This window comes from Roseateles sp. P1_C6 (assembly GCF_056406315.1).
Genome location: NZ_JBFUAK010000010.1, coordinates 223,612 through 240,715 on the forward strand (window position 1 = coordinate 223,612; position 17,104 = coordinate 240,715).

At 70.6% G+C, this 17,104-nt stretch carries 15 protein-coding genes; 9 read left to right on the plus strand and 6 right to left on the minus strand.

What is annotated here, in order from left to right; genetic code table 11:
- The first annotated feature begins 41 nt into the window (after nt 1–41).
- Entirely contained in the window at nt 42–2,216 is a 2,175-nt protein-coding gene (locus tag AC1D29_RS22280) for a cyanophycin synthetase (RefSeq protein ID WP_477901525.1), read from the plus strand.
- A 9-nt stretch (nt 2,217–2,225) separates the two neighbouring features.
- Nucleotides 2,226–4,799: a cyanophycin synthetase gene (gene cphA, locus AC1D29_RS22285; protein ID WP_477901527.1), complete on the plus strand. Its 2,574-nt coding sequence runs from the start codon at nt 2,226–2,228 to the stop codon at nt 4,797–4,799.
- Nucleotides 4,800–4,844: 45 nt separating this feature from the next.
- Here the strand turns inward: cphA and AC1D29_RS22290 are convergent, their stop codons facing one another.
- Nucleotides 4,845–5,561 carry a substrate-binding periplasmic protein gene (locus AC1D29_RS22290; protein WP_477901529.1) on the minus strand — a complete coding sequence of 239 codons (717 nt, stop codon included), beginning with the start codon at nt 5,559–5,561 and terminating at the stop codon, nt 4,845–4,847.
- A 167-nt stretch (nt 5,562–5,728) separates the two neighbouring features.
- Between AC1D29_RS22290 and AC1D29_RS22295 the strand changes: the two genes are divergently transcribed.
- The 3 genes from AC1D29_RS22295 (at nt 5,729) to AC1D29_RS22305 (ending at nt 8,539) form a co-directional block, all read left to right on the plus strand.
- Nucleotides 5,729–6,217, plus strand: coding sequence for a group I truncated hemoglobin (locus AC1D29_RS22295; RefSeq protein ID WP_477901531.1), 489 nt, complete (start codon nt 5,729–5,731; stop codon nt 6,215–6,217).
- Nucleotides 6,214–7,227 carry an MBL fold metallo-hydrolase gene (locus AC1D29_RS22300; RefSeq protein ID WP_477901533.1) on the plus strand — a complete coding sequence of 338 codons (1,014 nt, stop codon included), beginning with the start codon at nt 6,214–6,216 and terminating at the stop codon, nt 7,225–7,227. The genes AC1D29_RS22295 and AC1D29_RS22300 overlap by 4 nt, the downstream gene beginning before the upstream one ends.
- A 61-nt stretch (nt 7,228–7,288) precedes the next feature.
- Nucleotides 7,289–8,539 carry an NRAMP family divalent metal transporter gene (locus AC1D29_RS22305; protein WP_477901535.1) on the plus strand — a complete coding sequence of 417 codons (1,251 nt, stop codon included), beginning with the start codon at nt 7,289–7,291 and terminating at the stop codon, nt 8,537–8,539.
- Between the two features lie 30 nt (nt 8,540–8,569).
- Here the strand turns inward: AC1D29_RS22305 and AC1D29_RS22310 are convergent, their stop codons facing one another.
- Entirely contained in the window at nt 8,570–9,460 is an 891-nt protein-coding gene (locus AC1D29_RS22310; protein ID WP_477901537.1) for an AraC family transcriptional regulator, read from the minus strand.
- 116 nt (nt 9,461–9,576) lie between these two features.
- On the opposite strand from AC1D29_RS22310, the gene AC1D29_RS22315 reads away from it, so the two are divergent.
- The 3 genes from AC1D29_RS22315 (at nt 9,577) to AC1D29_RS22325 (ending at nt 12,745) form a co-directional block, all read left to right on the plus strand.
- Nucleotides 9,577–10,038: a (2Fe-2S)-binding protein gene (locus tag AC1D29_RS22315; protein ID WP_477901539.1), complete on the plus strand. Its 462-nt coding sequence runs from the start codon at nt 9,577–9,579 to the stop codon at nt 10,036–10,038.
- Between the two features lie 2 nt (nt 10,039–10,040).
- Nucleotides 10,041–12,215 carry a xanthine dehydrogenase family protein molybdopterin-binding subunit gene (locus AC1D29_RS22320; protein WP_477901541.1) on the plus strand — a complete coding sequence of 725 codons (2,175 nt, stop codon included), beginning with the start codon at nt 10,041–10,043 and terminating at the stop codon, nt 12,213–12,215.
- A 107-nt stretch (nt 12,216–12,322) separates the two neighbouring features.
- On the plus strand, nt 12,323–12,745 hold the full coding sequence (locus tag AC1D29_RS22325) for a Cd(II)/Pb(II)-responsive transcriptional regulator (protein ID WP_477901543.1): 423 nt from the start codon (nt 12,323–12,325) through the stop codon (nt 12,743–12,745).
- Here the strand turns inward: AC1D29_RS22325 and pyk are convergent, their stop codons facing one another.
- The 3 genes from pyk to AC1D29_RS22340 all read right to left on the minus strand — a co-directional run bounded on the left by pyk (nt 12,746) and on the right by AC1D29_RS22340 (nt 15,330).
- Nucleotides 12,746–14,176: a pyruvate kinase gene (gene pyk / locus AC1D29_RS22330; protein ID WP_477901545.1), complete on the minus strand. Its 1,431-nt coding sequence runs from the start codon at nt 14,174–14,176 to the stop codon at nt 12,746–12,748.
- 67 nt (nt 14,177–14,243) lie between these two features.
- Nucleotides 14,244–14,741, minus strand: a complete 498-nt coding sequence (locus AC1D29_RS22335) for a GNAT family N-acetyltransferase (protein WP_477901547.1) — start codon at nt 14,739–14,741, stop codon at nt 14,244–14,246.
- Nucleotides 14,742–14,757: 16 nt separating this feature from the next.
- The gene (locus AC1D29_RS22340; protein ID WP_477901549.1) at nt 14,758–15,330 is read right to left on the minus strand and encodes a helix-turn-helix domain-containing protein; all 573 of its coding nucleotides are present in this window, start codon (nt 15,328–15,330) and stop codon (nt 14,758–14,760) included.
- A gap of 41 nt (nt 15,331–15,371) precedes the next feature.
- Here AC1D29_RS22340 and AC1D29_RS22345 point away from each other — a divergent pair, with 41 nt between their 5' ends.
- Entirely contained in the window at nt 15,372–16,304 is a 933-nt protein-coding gene (locus AC1D29_RS22345) for a DMT family transporter (protein ID WP_477901551.1), read from the plus strand.
- Between the two features lie 5 nt (nt 16,305–16,309).
- Here the strand turns inward: AC1D29_RS22345 and AC1D29_RS22350 are convergent, their stop codons facing one another.
- The gene (locus AC1D29_RS22350; protein WP_477901553.1) at nt 16,310–17,062 is read right to left on the minus strand and encodes a hypothetical protein; all 753 of its coding nucleotides are present in this window, start codon (nt 17,060–17,062) and stop codon (nt 16,310–16,312) included.
- Nucleotides 17,063–17,104 lie beyond the last annotated feature (42 nt).

Sequence of the window (17,104 nt, forward strand, 5' to 3'; positions counted from 1 at the left end):
CACGCGCTTAGGCCTTGCACAACCCCTCACTCGATAGCTCCATGAGCCTGATGAACGACATCCGCCTGCTGCGCGTCAATTACCTGCGCGGGCCCAACATGTGGACCTACCGGCCGGTGCTGGAAGTCTGGCTGGACCTCGGCGAGCTGGAGGACCACCCCAGCCACCTGCTGCCCGGCTTCAACGACCGCCTGACCACCGCCCTGCCCGCCCTCATCGAGCACCACTGCGGCGTCGGCGAGCGCGGCGGCTTCCTGGAGCGGCTGCGCGAGGGCACCTGGTGCGGCCATGTGCTGGAGCACATCGTCATCGAGCTGCTGAACCTGTCCGGCATGCCCACCGGCTTCGGCCAGACGCGCTCGACCAGCCAGCGCGGCGTCTACCGCATGGTGTTCCGCGCCCGTGACGAGCAGGTCGCCCGCGCGGCGCTGGCCGAGGGCCATGCCTTGATCATGGCCGTCATCAACGACCAGCCCTTCGACGTGGCCGCCGCCGTGGCCCGCGTGCGCGACAAGCTGGACGACTGCTACCTGGGCCCGTCCACGGCCGCCATCGTCGCCGCCGCGACGGACCGCCGCATCCCGCACATCCGCCTGAACGACGGCAACCTCGTGCAGCTGGGCCATGGTGCGCGCCAGCGCCGCATCTGGACGGCCGAGACCGACATGACCAGCGCGATTGCCGAAGGCATCGCCGGCGACAAGGACCTGACCAAGACGCTGTTGAAGGCCGTCGGCGTGCCGGTGCCCGAGGGCCAGGAGGTCAAGAGCGCCGCCGAGGCCTGGGCGGCTGCGCAAGACCTGGGCCTGCCCGTCGTCATCAAGCCCAGCGACGGCAACCACGGCCGCGGCGTCACGCTGGACATCGCCAACGAGGCCGACTGCGAATCCGCCTTCAAGCTGGCCGATGCCGAAGGCTCGTCCGTGCTGGTGGAGAGCTACATCAAGGGCAACGAGCACCGCGTGCTGGTCGTCGGCGGGCAGGTCGTCGCGGCCGCCCGTGGCGAGGCCGCGTGGGTGCATGGCGACGGCCGCCAGACGGTCGCCGAGCTGGTGGACAGCCAGATCAACACCGACCCGCGCCGCGGCCTGACCGAGGACTTTCCGCTGAACCGCATCCAGCTGGGCGACGACCCGGTCGTGCTGCTGGACCTGCAGCGCCAGGGCCTGACGCCCGACGCCGTGCCCGCGGCCGGCAAGGCCGTGCTGATCCAGCGCAACGGCAATGTCGCCATCGACTGCACGCCCGACGTTCACCCGGAAGTGGCGCACGCCGTGTCGCTGGCCGCGCGCACCATCGGCCTGGACATCGCCGGCGTCGACCTGGTCACCGAAGACATCTCCAAGCCGCTCAGCGAGACCGGCGGCGCCATCGTCGAGGTCAACGCCGGCCCGGGCCTGCTGATGCACCTGAAGCCCGCCGGCGGCGCGCCGCAGCCCGTGGGCCAGGCCATCATCGACCACCTGTTCGCCGAGGACGAGAGCGGCCGCATCCCCATCGTCGGCGTGGCCGGCTCGCGCGGCGGCCACCAGATCACCCGCCTCGTCGCCTGGCTGCTGCACCTGAACGGCCGCCACGTGGGCCTGGCCTGCCGCGACGGCCTGTTCCTGGGCACGCGCCGCGTCGAGAAGAAGAACAGCGCCCGTTGGGACGCCGCGCACCGGCTGCTGATGAACCGCGGCGTCAATGCCGTGGTCGTCGAGAACGACCCGGCCTCCATCCTGCGCGACGGCCTAGCCTATGACCGCGCCGCGGTCGGGGTCGTCACGGACCTGGACGGCATCGCCGCACTGGCCGACTTCGACGTGCGCGACGAGGACCAGCTCTACAAGGTGCTGCGCACACAGATCGACGTGGTGCTGAGCGACGGCGCCAGCGTGCTGAATGCCGCCCACCCCCGCCTGGTCGACATGGCCGAGCTGAGCGACGGCGAGGTCGTCTTCTACGCCGAGGACGGCAGCCTCGAAGCGCTGCAACACCACCGCGACCGCGGCGGCCGTGCCGTGTTCCTGCGCGGCGGCGCCGCCGTGCTGGCGCAAGGCCCGGCCGAGACGCCCGGCGCCAACATCGAGGCCTTGCTGCGCCGCTTCGGCGCCCAGGCCATCGACGCCTCCACCTTGCTCGCCGCCGTCGCGGCCGCCTGGGCGCTGGGCATCTCGCCCGAGCTGATCGCCGCAGGCCTGGACACCTTCGTCCCCGAACTCCATCTGGCATAAAGAGAAAACATGGACGTTTCCCGCACCCGCGCGCTGCGCGGCCCGAACATGTGGAGCCGCCACACTGCCATCGAAGCCGTTGTGCATTGCCTGGACGCCGAGCGCTCGCTCGAGCGCCTGCCCGGCTTCGAGCCCCGGCTGCGCCAGCTCTTCCCCACCATCGGCGAGCTGCGCAGCGACGCCTCGCTGGCCCAGGTGCTGGAGCAGGCGACCCTGGCGCTGCAGGCCCAGGCCGGCTGCCCGGTCACCTTCAGCCAGACCCATGTGACGCCGGAGGCCGGCACCTACCAGATCGTCATCGAGTACAGCGAGGAAGACGTCGGCCGCCTGGCCTTCGAGCAGGCTTTGAAGCTCGTGCTGGCGGCGCTGAACGGCGGCGAGTTCGATGCCGACGCGACGCTGGCCCGGCTGCGCGAACTGGACGAGGACATTCGCCTGGGCCCCTCGACCGGCTCGATCGTCAACGCGGCACTGGCGCGCGGCATCCCCTACCGCCGCCTGACGCAGGGCAGCCTGGTGCAGTTCGGCTGGGGCGCCAAGCAGCGCCGCATCTGGGCCGCCGAGGTGGACGCGACCAGCGCGGTCAGCGAATCCATCGCCCAGGACAAGGACTTGTGCAAACGCCTGCTGCAGGCCGCCGGCGTGCCGGTGCCCACCGGCCGGCCGGTGGACTCGGTCGATGACGCCTGGGCCGCCGCGCAGGAGATCGGCCTGCCGGTGGTGGTGAAGCCGCAGGACGGCAACCAGGGCAAGGGCGTCACCGTCAACGTGACGACGCGCGAGGGCATCGAGGCGGCCTACAAGGCGGCCGACGAGATCGGCACGGTCATGGTCGAGAAGTTCCTGCCCGGCGCCGACTACCGGCTGCTGGTCATCGGCGACAAGCTGATCGCCGCCGCGCGTCGCGACCCGCCGCACGTCATCGGCGACGGCACGCACACGGTCAAGCAACTGGTCGACAAGGTCAACGCCGACCCGCGCCGCGGTGACGGCCATGCGACGTCGCTGACCAAGATCCGCTTCGACGACATCGCCGTGGCGCGACTCACCCAGCAAGGCCTGGCCCCCGAGTCCGTGCCCGAGAAAGGCCAGCGCGTCATCCTGCGCAACAACGCCAACCTGTCCACCGGCGGCACGGCCACCGATGTGACGGACGACGTGCACCCCGAAGTCGCTGCCCGTGCGATTGCGGCGGCGCAGGTGGTGGGCCTGCACGTCTGCGGCGTCGACGTGGTCGCCGAGAACGTGATGCGGCCGCTCGAGGAAATCAGCGGCGGCATCGTCGAGGTCAACGCCGCACCCGGCCTGCGCATGCACCTGAGCCCCAGCTACGGCAAGGGCCGCAACGTCGGCGAGGGCATCGTCGGCCACCTGTTCGGCAGCGGCCACAAGGCTGGCGGCGTGGCCGAGGACGGCCGCATCCCCGTTGTCGCCGTCACCGGCACCAACGGCAAGACCACCGTCACGCGGCTGATCGCGCACCTGTTCGCCAGCTGCGGCCTGAAGGTCGGCATGACCAACACCGACGGCGTCTACGTGGACGGCCGCCAGATCGACAGCGGCGACTGCTCCGGTCCCAAGAGCGCACGCAACGTGCTGATGCACCCGGACGTGGAGGCCGCCGTGCTGGAGACGGCCCGCGGCGGCATCCTGCGCGAAGGCCTGGGCTTCGACCGCTGCCAGGTGGCCGTGGTCACCAACGTCGGCGAGGGCGACCACCTCGGCATGAACTTCCTGCACACGGCCGAGGACCTGGTGCTGGTCAAGCGCGTCATCGTGCAGAACGTGGCGCCCACCGGCTACGCGGTGCTGAACGCCACCGACCCGCTGACCGCGCAGATGGCCGCCGTCTGCCCGGGCCAGGTCATCTACTTCGCGGCCGACCGCCACCACCCGCTGATGGCCACGCACCGCGCGCAGGGCAAGCGCTGCGTCTACGTGGACGGCGACCAACTCGTCGCCGCGCAAGGCGTGTGGCGCGAAAGCATCCCGCTGCGCGACATCCCGCTGACGCGCGGCGGCCTGATCGGCTTTCAGGTCGAGAACGCGATGGCCGCCGTCGCCGCCGCCTGGGCCGTGGGCCTGGACTGGGACACCATCCGCCGCGGCGTGGGCAGCTTTGCCAACGACGCCGACAACGCGCCGGGCCGCTTCAACGTGATGGACTACCGCGGCGCCACCGTGATCGCCGACTACGGCCACAACGGCGACGCGATGAAGGCACTGGTCGGTGCCGTGGCCGCGCTGCCGGCCAACACGCGCAGCGTCGTCATCAGCGGCGCGGGCGACCGCCGCGACGAGGACATCCGCGTGCAGACCGAGATCCTCGGCGCCGCCTTCGACGAGGTCATCCTCTACGAAGACGCCTGCCAGCGCGGCCGCGCGGCCGGCGAGGTCGTGGCGCTGCTGCGCCAGGGCCTGGAAGGCGCCTCGCGCACCCGGCACATCGAGGAGATCGTCGGCGAGTTCACGGCCATCGACCGCGCGCTGGCACGCCTTCAGCCGGGCGACTTGTGCCTGGTGCTGGTGGATCAGGTGGAAGAGGCGCTGGCCCATCTGGCCAAGCGCATCACCGAGGGTTGAGGCAGGGCCGAGAACAGCGACAGCGCTGTTCGACGCCTGCCGAACTCAGCGGTAGCGGGCCAGCAGCCGGGTCAGCTCGCCTTCGGACACCAGCCCCTGGATGGCCCCGTTGAGCGCGGCCAGGCCCACCGGGCTGCTGGGCGACAGCGCGCATTGCGCCAGCACCTCGGAGACGACCAGCGGCGGGTGCAGCGCCAGCTTGAAGTGGCCGATGCGCTGCTGGTACTCCAGCACGCGGCGGCCGGTCAGCGCGTGCTGGATGCGGCCGCGCTCGAGCTTTTGCAGGTTGACGACGGCATCGGGCGCGTCGTCACGCACAAAGCCCGCGCGCAGCATGTCGGCCATCTCCGGGTAGACATAGCCGCGCACGGTGCCCACCGGCTGGCCGGCCAGCGACGTCAGGCCGGGCGGTGCCGGCGTCGTCGCGGCGCTGATCAGCAAGGCCTGGTCGGGCAGGAAGGGCCGGCTCCAGGCAAAGGTGCCCGGCAGCCAGTCGCTCTGGTAGTCGCACAGCAGGTCGCCCTCGCCGCGTTGCAGCGCATCGGCCAGGCGCTTGCGCGGCACGGGCTTGGCCAGCACCTCGCGGCCCAGCCGGCGGCCCAGCGCGCGGCCCAGGTCCAGATGCAGGCCTTCGACGACCTGGTCACCCTCGATGCGGGCCTGAGGCATCAGCGCGCTGGTCTCGACCAGCAGCACCAGCGGGCGCGCGGGTTCGCCGCAGGCGAGCGCGCACAGCAGCAGCGCACCCGCGCCGCCCAGCATCCTCCGCGTCCAACCACCCCGGCCCCCATTCATGGGCCGGCATCATGCCGCGCCGGCTTGACCTTGGGTGGCGAGGGGGCGATAGAGCGGCGCGCCAGCGTGACCGGCGCACGAAAAGCCGTGGCCATGCGACGCCGGCGCGCCCGGGCCGCCGCTAGACTGGCCCGATGAAGTGCCGCCCCTCGCTCGCCGCCGCGCTCGCCTTCGCGCTGGCGGCCCCGCTGGCGCCAGCCCAGCCGCCGCTGCCGCAGCCCGCCCAGGGGCGCACCGCGCTGCCCGGCACGGCGCCACTGCCGGCGGACGACCGGCTCTACCAGGAACTCGGCGGCAAGGAAGCCATCCAGCGCTTCACGAACGACTTCTACGATCGCATGTTGAAGGACCCGCGCATCGCGCACTTCTTCGACGGCATCAACATGACCTACCTGAAGCGGGTGCTGGCCGACTACTTCTGCGTCGTCGCCGGCGGCCCCTGCACCTATGACGGCGTCAGCATGACGAATGCCCACGCTCACCTGGGCATCGCCAAGGCCGACTTCAACGCGCTGGTCGAGAACCTGCAGCTGGCCATGGACGCCGCCGGCGTGCCCTTCGGCACGCAGAACCAGCTGCTGGCCCGCATGGCGTTCTTCCACCGCGACATCGTCACGAAGTGAACGGCCGCCCGCCCCACCACCGCGAGGGCGGCTTCCAGAACAACCACGGCGACTTCGAGCCCAAGTCGCTGGCCGACGTGCTGCGCTGGCGCTGGAACGCCTCGCGCCTGGGGCTGCCCAAGCGCCCCGTCGAAGCCATTCCCACGCAGCCGGCCGACCTCGGCTTCATCCGCGCCAACACGGGCGCGACGCAGCAGCCGGCCGTCACGTGGATAGGCCACGCCACGGTGCTGGCCCAGTTCGGCGGGCTGAACCTGCTGACCGACCCGATCTTTTCCGAGCGTGCGTCGCCGCTGTCCTTTGCCGGCCCCAAGCGCGAGCAGCCGCCCGGCGTCGCGCTGGCCGAGCTGCCGCACATCGACGCGGTGCTGGTCTCGCACAACCACTACGACCATCTGGACCTCGCGTCCTGCCGCGCCCTCGCGCGCCAGCCCGGTGGCAGCCCGATCTTCGTCGTGCCGCTGGGGCTGCAGGCCTGGTTCCAGGCCCGCGGCATCGCGCGCGTCGTGGAGCTGGACTGGTGGCAGAGCCACACGCTGGCCGGTGTGGACATCGTGCTCGTGCCGGCCCAGCACTGGTCGGCGCGCGGCTTGAACGACCGCATGAAGACGCTGTGGGGCGGCTTTGCCGCGTTCGCGCCGGACTGCCAGCTGTTCTTCGCCGGCGACACCGGCTACTCGCGCGACTTCGCCGACATCCGTGGGCGCTTCGCCGAGCGGCAACGGGACGGCGGCTTCGACATCGCGCTGATCCCCATCGGCGCCTATGAGCCGCGCTGGTTCATGCAGAGCCAGCACGTCAACGTGGAAGAGGCGCTGAAGATCCACGCCGACCTCGGCGCCAAGCGGTCACTCGGCGTGCACTGGGGCACCTTCGAGCTGACCGACGAGTCGCTGGATGAGCCGCCGCGCCAGCTCACCCGGCAGCGCGCCGCGCTCGGCCTCGCGGAGGACACCTTCTTCACGCTGGCCATCGGCGAGACCCGCCGGCTGCCGCGTCGCGGCGTCTGACGGCGGGGATCACCGCTCTCCGACAGGCCCGCACACCGTGCGCCCCTAGGCTCAGCGCACCATGCCCTTCCTCGCCCGACTCTCACGCCCGCTGAAGCAGCTTGGCCCTGGCCTCATCACCGGCGCCGCGGATGACGACCCCAGTGGCATCGCCACCTACTCGCAGGCCGGCGCGCAGTTCGGCTACGGCATGCTGTGGAGCCTGGTCTTCACGCTGCCGCTGATGACGGCCATCCAGATCGTCAGCGCGCGCATCGGCTACGTCACGGGCCAGGGCCTGGCGGCCAACATGAAGCAGGCCTTCCCGCGGCCGGTGCTGCTCGCGCTCGTCGGCCTGCTGCTGGTGGCCAACACGCTGAACATCGCCGCGGACATCTCGGCAATGGCGGCCGCGCTGCACATGCTGGTGGGCGGCCCGGTGCTGTTCTATGCCATGGCGTTCGGCGTGGCCAGTGTGCTGATGCAGGTCTTCCTGGCCTACGAGACCTATGTGCGCTGGCTCAAATGGCTGACGCTGGCGCTGCTGGCCTATGTCGGCGTGGTTTTCGTCATCCAGATCGACTGGGGCGAGGTGCTGGCGCGCACGCTGCGGCCGCAACTGACCTGGAACCGCGACGCGCTGCTGATGCTCGTGGCCCTGTTCGGCACGACGATCAGCCCCTACCTGTTCTTCTGGCAGGCCGGCCAGGAGGTCGAGGCCTGCCACGGCCGCCCCTGCGAGCCGGCCGACGTGCGCCGCCATCTGCGCCGCATCAAGGTGGACACCCACATCGGTATGGGCTTCTCCAACCTCATCGCCTTCTGCATCATGCTGTCCACCGCTGCGACGCTGCATGCGACCGGCGTGCACGACATCCAGACCACGGCTCAGGCCGTGGAGGCCTTGCGGCCGGTGGCCGGCGATCACGCGGCATTGCTGTTCAGCCTGGGCATCATCGGCACCGGGCTGCTGGCGGTGCCCGTGCTGGCTGGCTCCGCAGCCTACGCGGTGGCCGAGGTGGCGGGCTGGCGCGAGGAAAGCCTCAGCCTGAAGCTGGAACGCGGCGAGGGGCGCGGCTTCTACGCCGTCATTGCCGTGGCGACGCTGGGCGGCGTGGCGCTGTGCTACGCACCGCTGGACCCGGTGCGGCAGCTGTTCTGGGCCGCGGTGTTCAACGGCGTCACGGCCGCGCCCTTCATGGCCGCGATGATGGTGCTGGCCACGCGCCAGGGCGTCATGGGCGCCCACGTCATCGGCCGCAAGCTGCGCGTGATGGGGTGGGCGGCCACGGGGGTCATGGCCCTGGCGGTGGTGGCGCTGGCGTTCGCCTGAGGGCCGCGCGCGGCGTCAACGCCCGGCGGGTCAGGCTGACAGTTCGCCGTCCAGCAGGTGGTCGCTGATGGTGGTGCCCGAGGCCATGGCGCCTGTCACCCGCGCGTTCGGCGAGGTGCCGGTGAAATACCGGAACTCGCGGTTGAAGTGGGATTGGTCGTAGTAGCCCTCCAGATGCGCCCCGGTCGGCCGGGAGTCGGGTGCCGACAGCAGCTGGTGGTAGCTGTGCTTGAAACGAATGACGCGGGCATACCGCTTCGGTGTCATGCCGACCGCGGCGCTGAAGCGCCGCTCCAGCGTGCGCGCATCGAGCCGGTGCTCGCGCGCCCATTGCAGGATGGGCAACGCCCCGCGCGTGCGGCGCAGGTCGTGCAGCAGCTGGTCCGTGGCGGCGCGCTCCGCCTGCAGCGGATCGAGGGCGCGCAGGAAGAAGCGATCCAGCGTGCCGTGCACCGCGGCGGCTCCGCGCGCCGACGCCAGGGCATCTTCGAGTTGGAGTAGGCCCGGCGCGTTCAGGTCGGCCAGCGACAACGTGGCATCGGCGAACGCACCGAGCGGCACCGCGATGAGCGCATGCAAGGCGCGCGGGTCCAGCTTCACGCCGGCCAGGCGGACGGGGCTCGCATTGCGCGTCAGCACGGAGCGGGAGCGGCCGCCGATCAGGTAGCTGGAGCGCATCAGCGCGGCGCCCTCGCCCTCGCGTTCGCCGACGTGCCACCGCTCGTAGGCGCCGCCGAAGTTGAAGACGATTTCCGAATGGCCGTCGGGGATGAGCAGCTGGTCCTCGCCGTGCAGCTCGGCCACGCAGGCGGCCGGCGCGACGGGCTCGACGATGAAGTAGCTGTGGATCCAGGGGCGCAGCCGCGGATCTGGCTTCAGCAGCCAGTAGCGCATGTCGCCGCTGATCAAGGTGGGGTCCAAGGCCGTGCTCCGGGGGCGTCGCCGCGATGCTAGCAAGGCCGCGGGCGCCGATTTTTTACAAGACGGCCCGCGGCCCGCCCGCCATCCTTGCGCCATCTCGGCTCGAAAGGAACGGCATGCCGCCTTTGCATCTGAAGGTGAACGGCGCACCGCACGCGGTGCAGGTGGAGGACGCTTCGGTGCCGCTGCTGTGGGTGCTGCGGGACACGATCGGCCTGACCGGCACCAAGTACGGCTGCGGCATCGGCCAGTGCGGTGCCTGCACGGTTCACTTGGACGGCAGCGCGGTGCGTTCCTGCTCGATGCCCGTCTCCCGCGTCGGCCACCGCGCAGTGACGACGATCGAAGGCCTGTCCGCCGACGGCTCGCACCCCCTGCAGCTCGCTTGGGAAAAATTCGACGTGCCGCAGTGCGGCTACTGCCAGGCGGGGCAGCTGATGACGGCGTCGGCCTTGCTGAAGGCCAATCCGCGCCCGAGCGATGCGGAGATCCGCAGTGCGATGAGCGGCAACCTGTGCCGCTGCGGCACCTACCCGCGCATCGAGCAGGCGATCAAGAGCGTCGTGGCCGGAGCGTGACCGTGCCGCTCACCCGTCGAGACTTCCTCCACCAGACCGCACTGGCCGCCGCGGGGCTGACGCTGTCGATGCACGGCGCTGCCATCGCCAACGTGTCGGGGACGACGCCGCTCGGCGACTTCATCCGCATCACGCCCGAGGGCGACGTGCTGTTCCAGGTGATCAAGCACGAGATGGGACAGGGCGTGGCCACGTCGCTGGCGCAGATCCTGTGCGAGGAGCTGTGCGCGGACTGGGACCGCGTGCGTGTCGAGTTCCCGCTGGCGGACATGAAGCGCTACCAGAACGACCGCAACGGCGGGCATGACACCGGCGGCAGCTGCACGCTGATCTACCAATACGACCTGCTGCGCCAGGCCGGCGCCACCGCGCGCCAGCTGCTCATCGAGGCCGCAGCCCGGCACTGGGGCGTGGCTGCCGCGGCCTGCGCGGCAGAGAACCACTGGGTGTTGCATCGCGCATCGGAACGCCGGCTGCCGTTCGGCGAGCTGGCCGCCGCTGCCGCCGCGCTGCCGGTGCCCACCGACGTGAGGCTCAAGGACGCGCAGGCGTTCCAGGTCATCGGCACGCCACGCGCGGCCAAGCTCATCCCCGCCATCGTCACCGGCCGGGTGAAGTACGGCATCGACACGCGCGTCGACCGCATGCTCTACGCCGTGGTGGCGCGCTGCCCGGTGTTCAAGGGCAAGCTCAAGTCCTTCGACGCATCCGCGGCACTGAAAATCAAGGGCGTCCGCAAGGTCTTCTCCACGCAGCCGATCGCGGGCGAGCACGTGCCGCCCTACATGCCGCATGACATCCGCGAAGGCGTGGCCGTCGTCGCCGATTCGTTCTGGACCGCCTGCAAAGCCCGCGAGGCCTTGAAGATCGTCTGGGACGATGGCCCCAACGGTCGCCTCGGCTCCAGGGACTTCGAGCGCCTGGCCGCGGAGCGGGCGGTGCAGCGGGGCGACCCGACCGGCTTCATCGGCCAGGAGAACGCGGTTGCCGACATGCGCCGGGTGCGCAAGACGCTCAGGGCCGCCTACGTCTACCCCCACCAGTTGCACTCCTGCATGGAGCCGCTGAACTGCACCGCCCACGCGACGCGCGACGGCTGCGAGGTGTGGATGGGCTCGCAGGCGCCCAACCTGATCGTCGGCGAACTGCAGAAGCTGCTGGGCCTGCCGGAAGAGAAGATCAAAGTCCACCTCATGCCCTCGGGCGGCGGCTACGGGCGCCGCTACTACCCGGACATCGCCGTCGAAGCCGCGTTCATTTCCCGCGAGGCCGGCCATGTGCCGATCAAGACCTTGTGGACCCGCGAGGACGACCAGCAATGCAACCTCGCCCACCACTTCCAGCACATGGAGTACCAGGCGGCACTGGACGCTGACGGCAAGTTGCACGCGTGGTACGAGAAGGAGCTGCGCACCTACACCTGGGGCGCGAAGTACACGGACCCCGCCCTGCCGGCGATGGCCTACGACATCCCGAACATCCGCTACGACTTCGAGGACCTGAGCGCCCACGAGCTGATCCATTCCTCGGCGTGGCGCGGCGTCGTCGTGCACGGCAAGGCGCTGAGCGAATGCTTCGTCGACGAGATCGCCGCCGAGCTCAAGCGCGATCCGCTCGAGTTCCGCCTCTCGCTGCTCACGCCAGGCCGGGACGTCTTCGTCGGCGGCGACACGCTGTCGAGCGACCGGTTGCGGCGCGTGCTCACGGTGGCGGCCGAGAAAGCCCGCTGGGGCCGGACGATGGCCCCGGGTCAGGGCATGGGCATCGCCCTCGTGCCCTATGGCAACACGTGTTGCGCGGCGGTCGCCGAAGTCACGGTGCGCGGCGCGCAGGTGGTGGTGGACCGCGTCACCATCGCCGTCGACTGCGGCAGGCTCATCAACCCGTCCGGCGCCGCGAATCAGATCACCGGCGGCATGGTCTGGGGCCTGACCGCGCTCTTCCATGGCGGGGCGCCGATCGAGAACGGCCGCGTCATGCACAGCAACTTCCATCAGAACCGGTTGATGCGCATGAACGAGTGCCCGCGGATGGACGTGCACTTCGTGGGCAGCGATGCCGACCGGCCGGGGGGCCTCGGTGAAGTGTCCGCGCCGCTCGGCGCGCCTGCGGTGCTCAATGCCGTCTTTGCGGCCACCGGCAAGCGCATCAGGAAGCTGCCGCTGTCAATGGCTTGAAGGGTGCACCAGCTCGGCACGGGCGCGCCGGCCGACAGACCTTGGCGGGAAACTGCCGTCATTGCAAACGCTGGAGCCGCTCCGGCGTCAAGCCGAGAATCGGTCACATGCGCATCGGAGAACTCAGCCGCCTGACGGCCACGCCCGTGGACACCATCCGCCACTACGAGCGCGAAGGCCTGCTGGCGCCGCCGCCGCGCACCGACGCCGGCTACCGTGTCTATGGCCCGGCCGACGCCGAGCGCCTGCACTTCATCCGCCGTTGCCGCTCGCTGGACATGAACCTGGCCGAGGTGCGCGCGCTGCTGGCGCTGCAGGGAGGCGCACACGGCGGCGAGGCGCATGCGCTGCTGGACGCGCACATCGGCCACGTCACGGCCCGCATCGCGGCGCTGCAGGAGCTGGAGAAGGAACTGCGCGAGTTGCGGGCGCGTTGCAACGGCGACGAGCCGGCCTGCGCCATTCTCGAAAGCCTGGCCGAACCCGGGGCGGCGCTACCGCCCAAGAGTCACGTCGGCCACAGTCACTGATCAGGCCACGCGGCAGACCTTCAGCATGTTCGTGCCGCCCGGGTAGCCCATCGGCTCGCCGCAGGTGATCGCATACGTGTCGCCGGGCATCAGCACGCCGCGCTCGACGAGGATCTTCTCGGCCGCGGCCAGCGCCACGTCGCGGTCGTCGAACTTGGGCATCAGCAGCGGCAGCACATTGCGGTACAGCGCCATCTTGCGCTGGCTGACCGGCTGGGTGGTCAGGCCGAAGATGGGCACCTGGATGCGGTGGCGGCTCATCCACAGCGCCGTCGAGCCGGACTCGGTCAGCGCCAGGATGGCCTTGCAGCCCAGGTGATAGGCCGTGAACAGCGCGCCCATGGCGATGGACTGGTCGATGCGGCCGAACTGGCGGCCCGCGAAGTCGGTGTCCAGGCTGACGAACTCGGCACGCTCGGCCTCCAGCGCGATGTTGGCCATCTGCTCGACGGTCTCGATGGGGTATTTGCCGGCGGCCGTCTCGGCGGACAGCATGACGGCGTCGGTGCCGTCCAGCACCGCGTTGGCCACGTCGCTGACCTCGGCGCGCGTGGGCACCGGGTTGACGATCATGGACTCCATCATCTGCGTGGCCGTGATGGACACCTTGTCCAGCTCGCGGGCCATCTTGATCATGCGTTTCTGCAGCGCCGGCACGGCCGCGTTGCCGACTTCCACGGCCAGGTCGCCGCGCGCGACCATGATGCCGTCGCTGGCCTTCAGGATGGCTTCGAGGTGGGGGATGGCCTCGTAGCGCTCGATCTTGGCGATCATGGCCGGCTTGTGGCGGTAGGGCTCGCCGGCCACGTTGGCCAGCTGGCGCGCCATCTCCATGTCGGTCGCGTTCTTGGGGAAGCTGACGGCCAGGTACTCGCACTGGAAGGACATCGCGGTCTTGATGTCCTCCATGTCCTTGCCCGTCAGCGCCGGCGCCGTCAGGCCGCCGCCCTGCTTGTTGATGCCCTTGTTGTTGGACAGCTCGCCGCCCAGCTTGACGATGGTGTGCACCTGGGCCCCGCGAACGGCCTCGACGGTCAGCACCAGCAGGCCGTCGTTGAGCAGCAGCGTGTCGCCGGGCTTCACGTCGCGCGGCAGTTCCTTGTAGTCCAGGCTTGCGATGTCCTGGTTGCCCAGCTCGGTGCGGTCGGCGTCGAGGATGAAGGGCGCACCGGGGATGAGTTCGATCTTGTTGTTCTCGAACTTGCCGACGCGGATCTTGGGGCCTTGCAGGTCGGCCATGATGGCCACCGACTTGCCGACGCGCTCGGCCGCGGCGCGGACCATGGTTGCGCGATCAATGTGGTCCTGCGCCTTGCCGTGCGAGAAGTTCAGCCGCACCACGTCTACGCCCGCGCGGATCATCTTCTCCAGCACCTCCGGCGTGTTGGAAGCAGGGCCGAGGGTGGCGACGATCTTGGTGGCGCGGGTCATGGCTGTCTCGATTCTTGGAAGGCGCGGAATTATGGTCCGCCGAGCCCCGCGCGAGTTTCTTCGTGTTTCACGTCGCAGCGGCCGACAGTTGCTTCTCGAAGAAGGCACTCAGCGGGTCGGGCGCGTAGCCGCCGAAGGGTGTGCGCTCGCGGTAGCCCAGGCGGCCGTACAGCGCCAGCGCCTCGGGTTGGTGGATGCCCGTCTCCAGCCGCGCCAGGCCTACGCCGCACTCGATCAGATCGGTTTCCAGCCGCGCCATCAGCTGCTTGGCCACGCCGCGCCCACGCGCGCTGTCCAGCACGAAAAGACGCTTGATCTCCCCATAGGCCGGCTCTGCGCCCACGCGCGCGTGATGCTTGACGCCGCCGCAGCCCACCAGGCGCTCACCCAGCCACAGGCCCCAGAACTGGCCGTTAGGTGGGCGCAGGCCGTCGGCGGGCTCGAAGTGATTGCTCTCGCTCGGATAGAGGGCGCTCATGTAGGCCTCGGACTGGGCGATCAGCGCTTGCGCGTCGGGGTGGGCCGGGTCCAGCGGTGCGAGGCGGGTGGGCAGGTCTGGGCTCATTTTGGAAAGGGTCCAGTTACAGGCTGGGCACCGTCATCGCGAGCAGGTAGCGCGCGGGTTCGGTGCCGGGGTTGGCGAAGGCGCTGCGGCTCAACACACGGAAGCTGATGGAATCTCCGGCGAGCAGCTCGAAGGCCTGGCCCTGCAGCGTCAGGCGCAGGCGGCCGTCTAGCAGGCAGAGGTGGTGCTCCAGCCGCGCGACGGTGGGCTCGTCGTAGACCAGCTCGGCGCCGGGCGCGAGCACCCCCTCGATGACCTCGGTGGCGAAGCCGGCCAGCGGCGGGCAGCGCATCAGTCGCTCGAAGCCGCTTTGCTGGTCGTGCCAGCGCGGCTGGTCGGCCGCGCGCAGCAACCGCACGGGCAGCGCCTCGGCGTCGGCCAGCACCCGGCTCAACGGCAGGCCGTAGGCGCGGGCCAGGCGCGACAGCAGCGTCGCCGTCGGGCTGGTCTCGGCGCGCTCCAGCCGGGAGAGCGTCGCGCGGCTGACGCCGCTCCTGGCGGCCAGTTCGTCCAGCGACCAGCCGGCCGCCAGGCGCAGCGCCGCCAGCCGTTCGGCCAGTTGGCGCTCGAACTGGCCTTCGTCGCTCAATTCAGAGAATTCTTCTCGCATATGGGAATATGCTAGCGCAGATGAACGATCGCCACACCACCCCACTCGCCGCGGCGCTGGCCGTCGTGCTCGTCTGGGGCGTCAATTTCCCGCTCGCCAAGGCCTTGTTCGGCCAGGTCGGCCCGGCCGCGTTCCTCGGCCTGCGCTACCTGTTGATGCCGCTGTGCGCGGTGGCGCTGCTGTGCTGGCGTTTCGGCTGGGCCTGGCCGCGGCTGGACCGCGCCGAGGTGTGGCCGCTGGTGCGGCTGACGCTGGTGGGCCAGGGCCTGCACCTGATGGCGTCGACCTACGGCATGCAGGGTTCCACCGCGTTCAGCGCCAGCGTGCTGCTGGCCTGCGGGCCGGTGTTCACGCTGCTGATCCTGCGCTTCAGCGGCGTGGAGCGGCTGTCGCGCAGCCAGGTCGCCGGCGTGGCGATGGCGGCCACGGGTGCGCTGCTGTTCCTGTCGGACAAGTTGCTCGCCGCCGACTGGCGCGCCGGCGTGGGCGACCTGACGCTGCTGGCGGCCGCGGCGCTGTTCAGCTACTACACGGTGGCCGCCAAGCCGCTGATCCAGCACCACGGCGGCGTGACGGTGCTGGGCTATGGCAGCCTGGTCTGCACGCTGCCGATGCTGCTGTGGTGCGCGCCGGAACTGCTCGCGTTGGAGTGGCAGGCCCAGCCCGCCTGGGTCTGGAGCGGCACCGTGTGGCAGGTCGCCGGCGGCGGCTTTCTCGGCTGGCTGGCCTGGGGCTGGGCCAACGAGCGGCGCGGCGTGGCCCGCACGGCGCCGCTGATCTACCTGATGCCGCTGGTCGCCGGCCTGGCAGCGTGGGCGTGGGGCGGCGAGCAGTTCACCGCGCCGAAGCTGCTGGGCGCCGGCGTCATCCTGGCCGGCGTGGCGCTCGCGCAGTTCAGTGCCACGCCCTCTCGGCCAGGGCGCCTCCCGCTGGACAGCCACACGGCCAGCTAGCGCAGCTAGGGCCCGCTCGGGCGCGGCGATCCCATCGCGTCATCCAGGGCTCGCATCTGCCGGTCGGGCAGCGCCTTGCTGCAGAAGAAGAAGCGCCCTTCCCCGGGCGGCGCATCGGGCAGGCGGCGCAGCTCCAGGGCGGCGCCGGCCTCGCCCAGTTGCTTGATCAAGGCTTCGCCCTCCTCCTCGGTGAAGAGGGTGGCGTCGGCCATGCCCAGCAGCACGAGGCGAGCGCGAGCCATGCTGTGGTCGGACGACCGGATGATCTTCGCGCTGCCCACCGCCAGCGCCCTGTCGGTCTCTGCCCCGTAGGAGTAGCCATGGCGCAGCGCCAGCGTGACGGCGGGCGACTGCACGGCGGCCGCGAACCGGTGGATGTCCTTGAGCCGGCCATCCTTGCGGATCATCAAGCTCTGCGGCGGGCTGCTGTAGACCGGCAGCCGCGAATACCTGCCGATCCTTTCGCGCTCCGGCGTGCGGTACAGGCCCAGCGCGCAGGCCGGTTCGGCGCTGCGCGTGATCATCGCCATCTGGCGTGCCACGGGCGCCTCGCGCAGTTCCGCCGTGAGACCGGCGCGCTGCAACGCGGCCATCGCCGGCGCCCCCTGCACGCCCGTCAGCTGGTCACCCTGGCGGCTCATCAACGGCGGCCGCTCCTCGAAGTACAGCACCAGGTCGGCGGCGCCCGCCCGGGCAGCTGCGCAGGTGGCCAGAAAAGCGACCAGCAGGCGGCGGGGTGGATGGGCGCTGGGTTTCACGCGGACTCGGACATCGGGGCGGACGGCGGTGCCGCCCGGCAG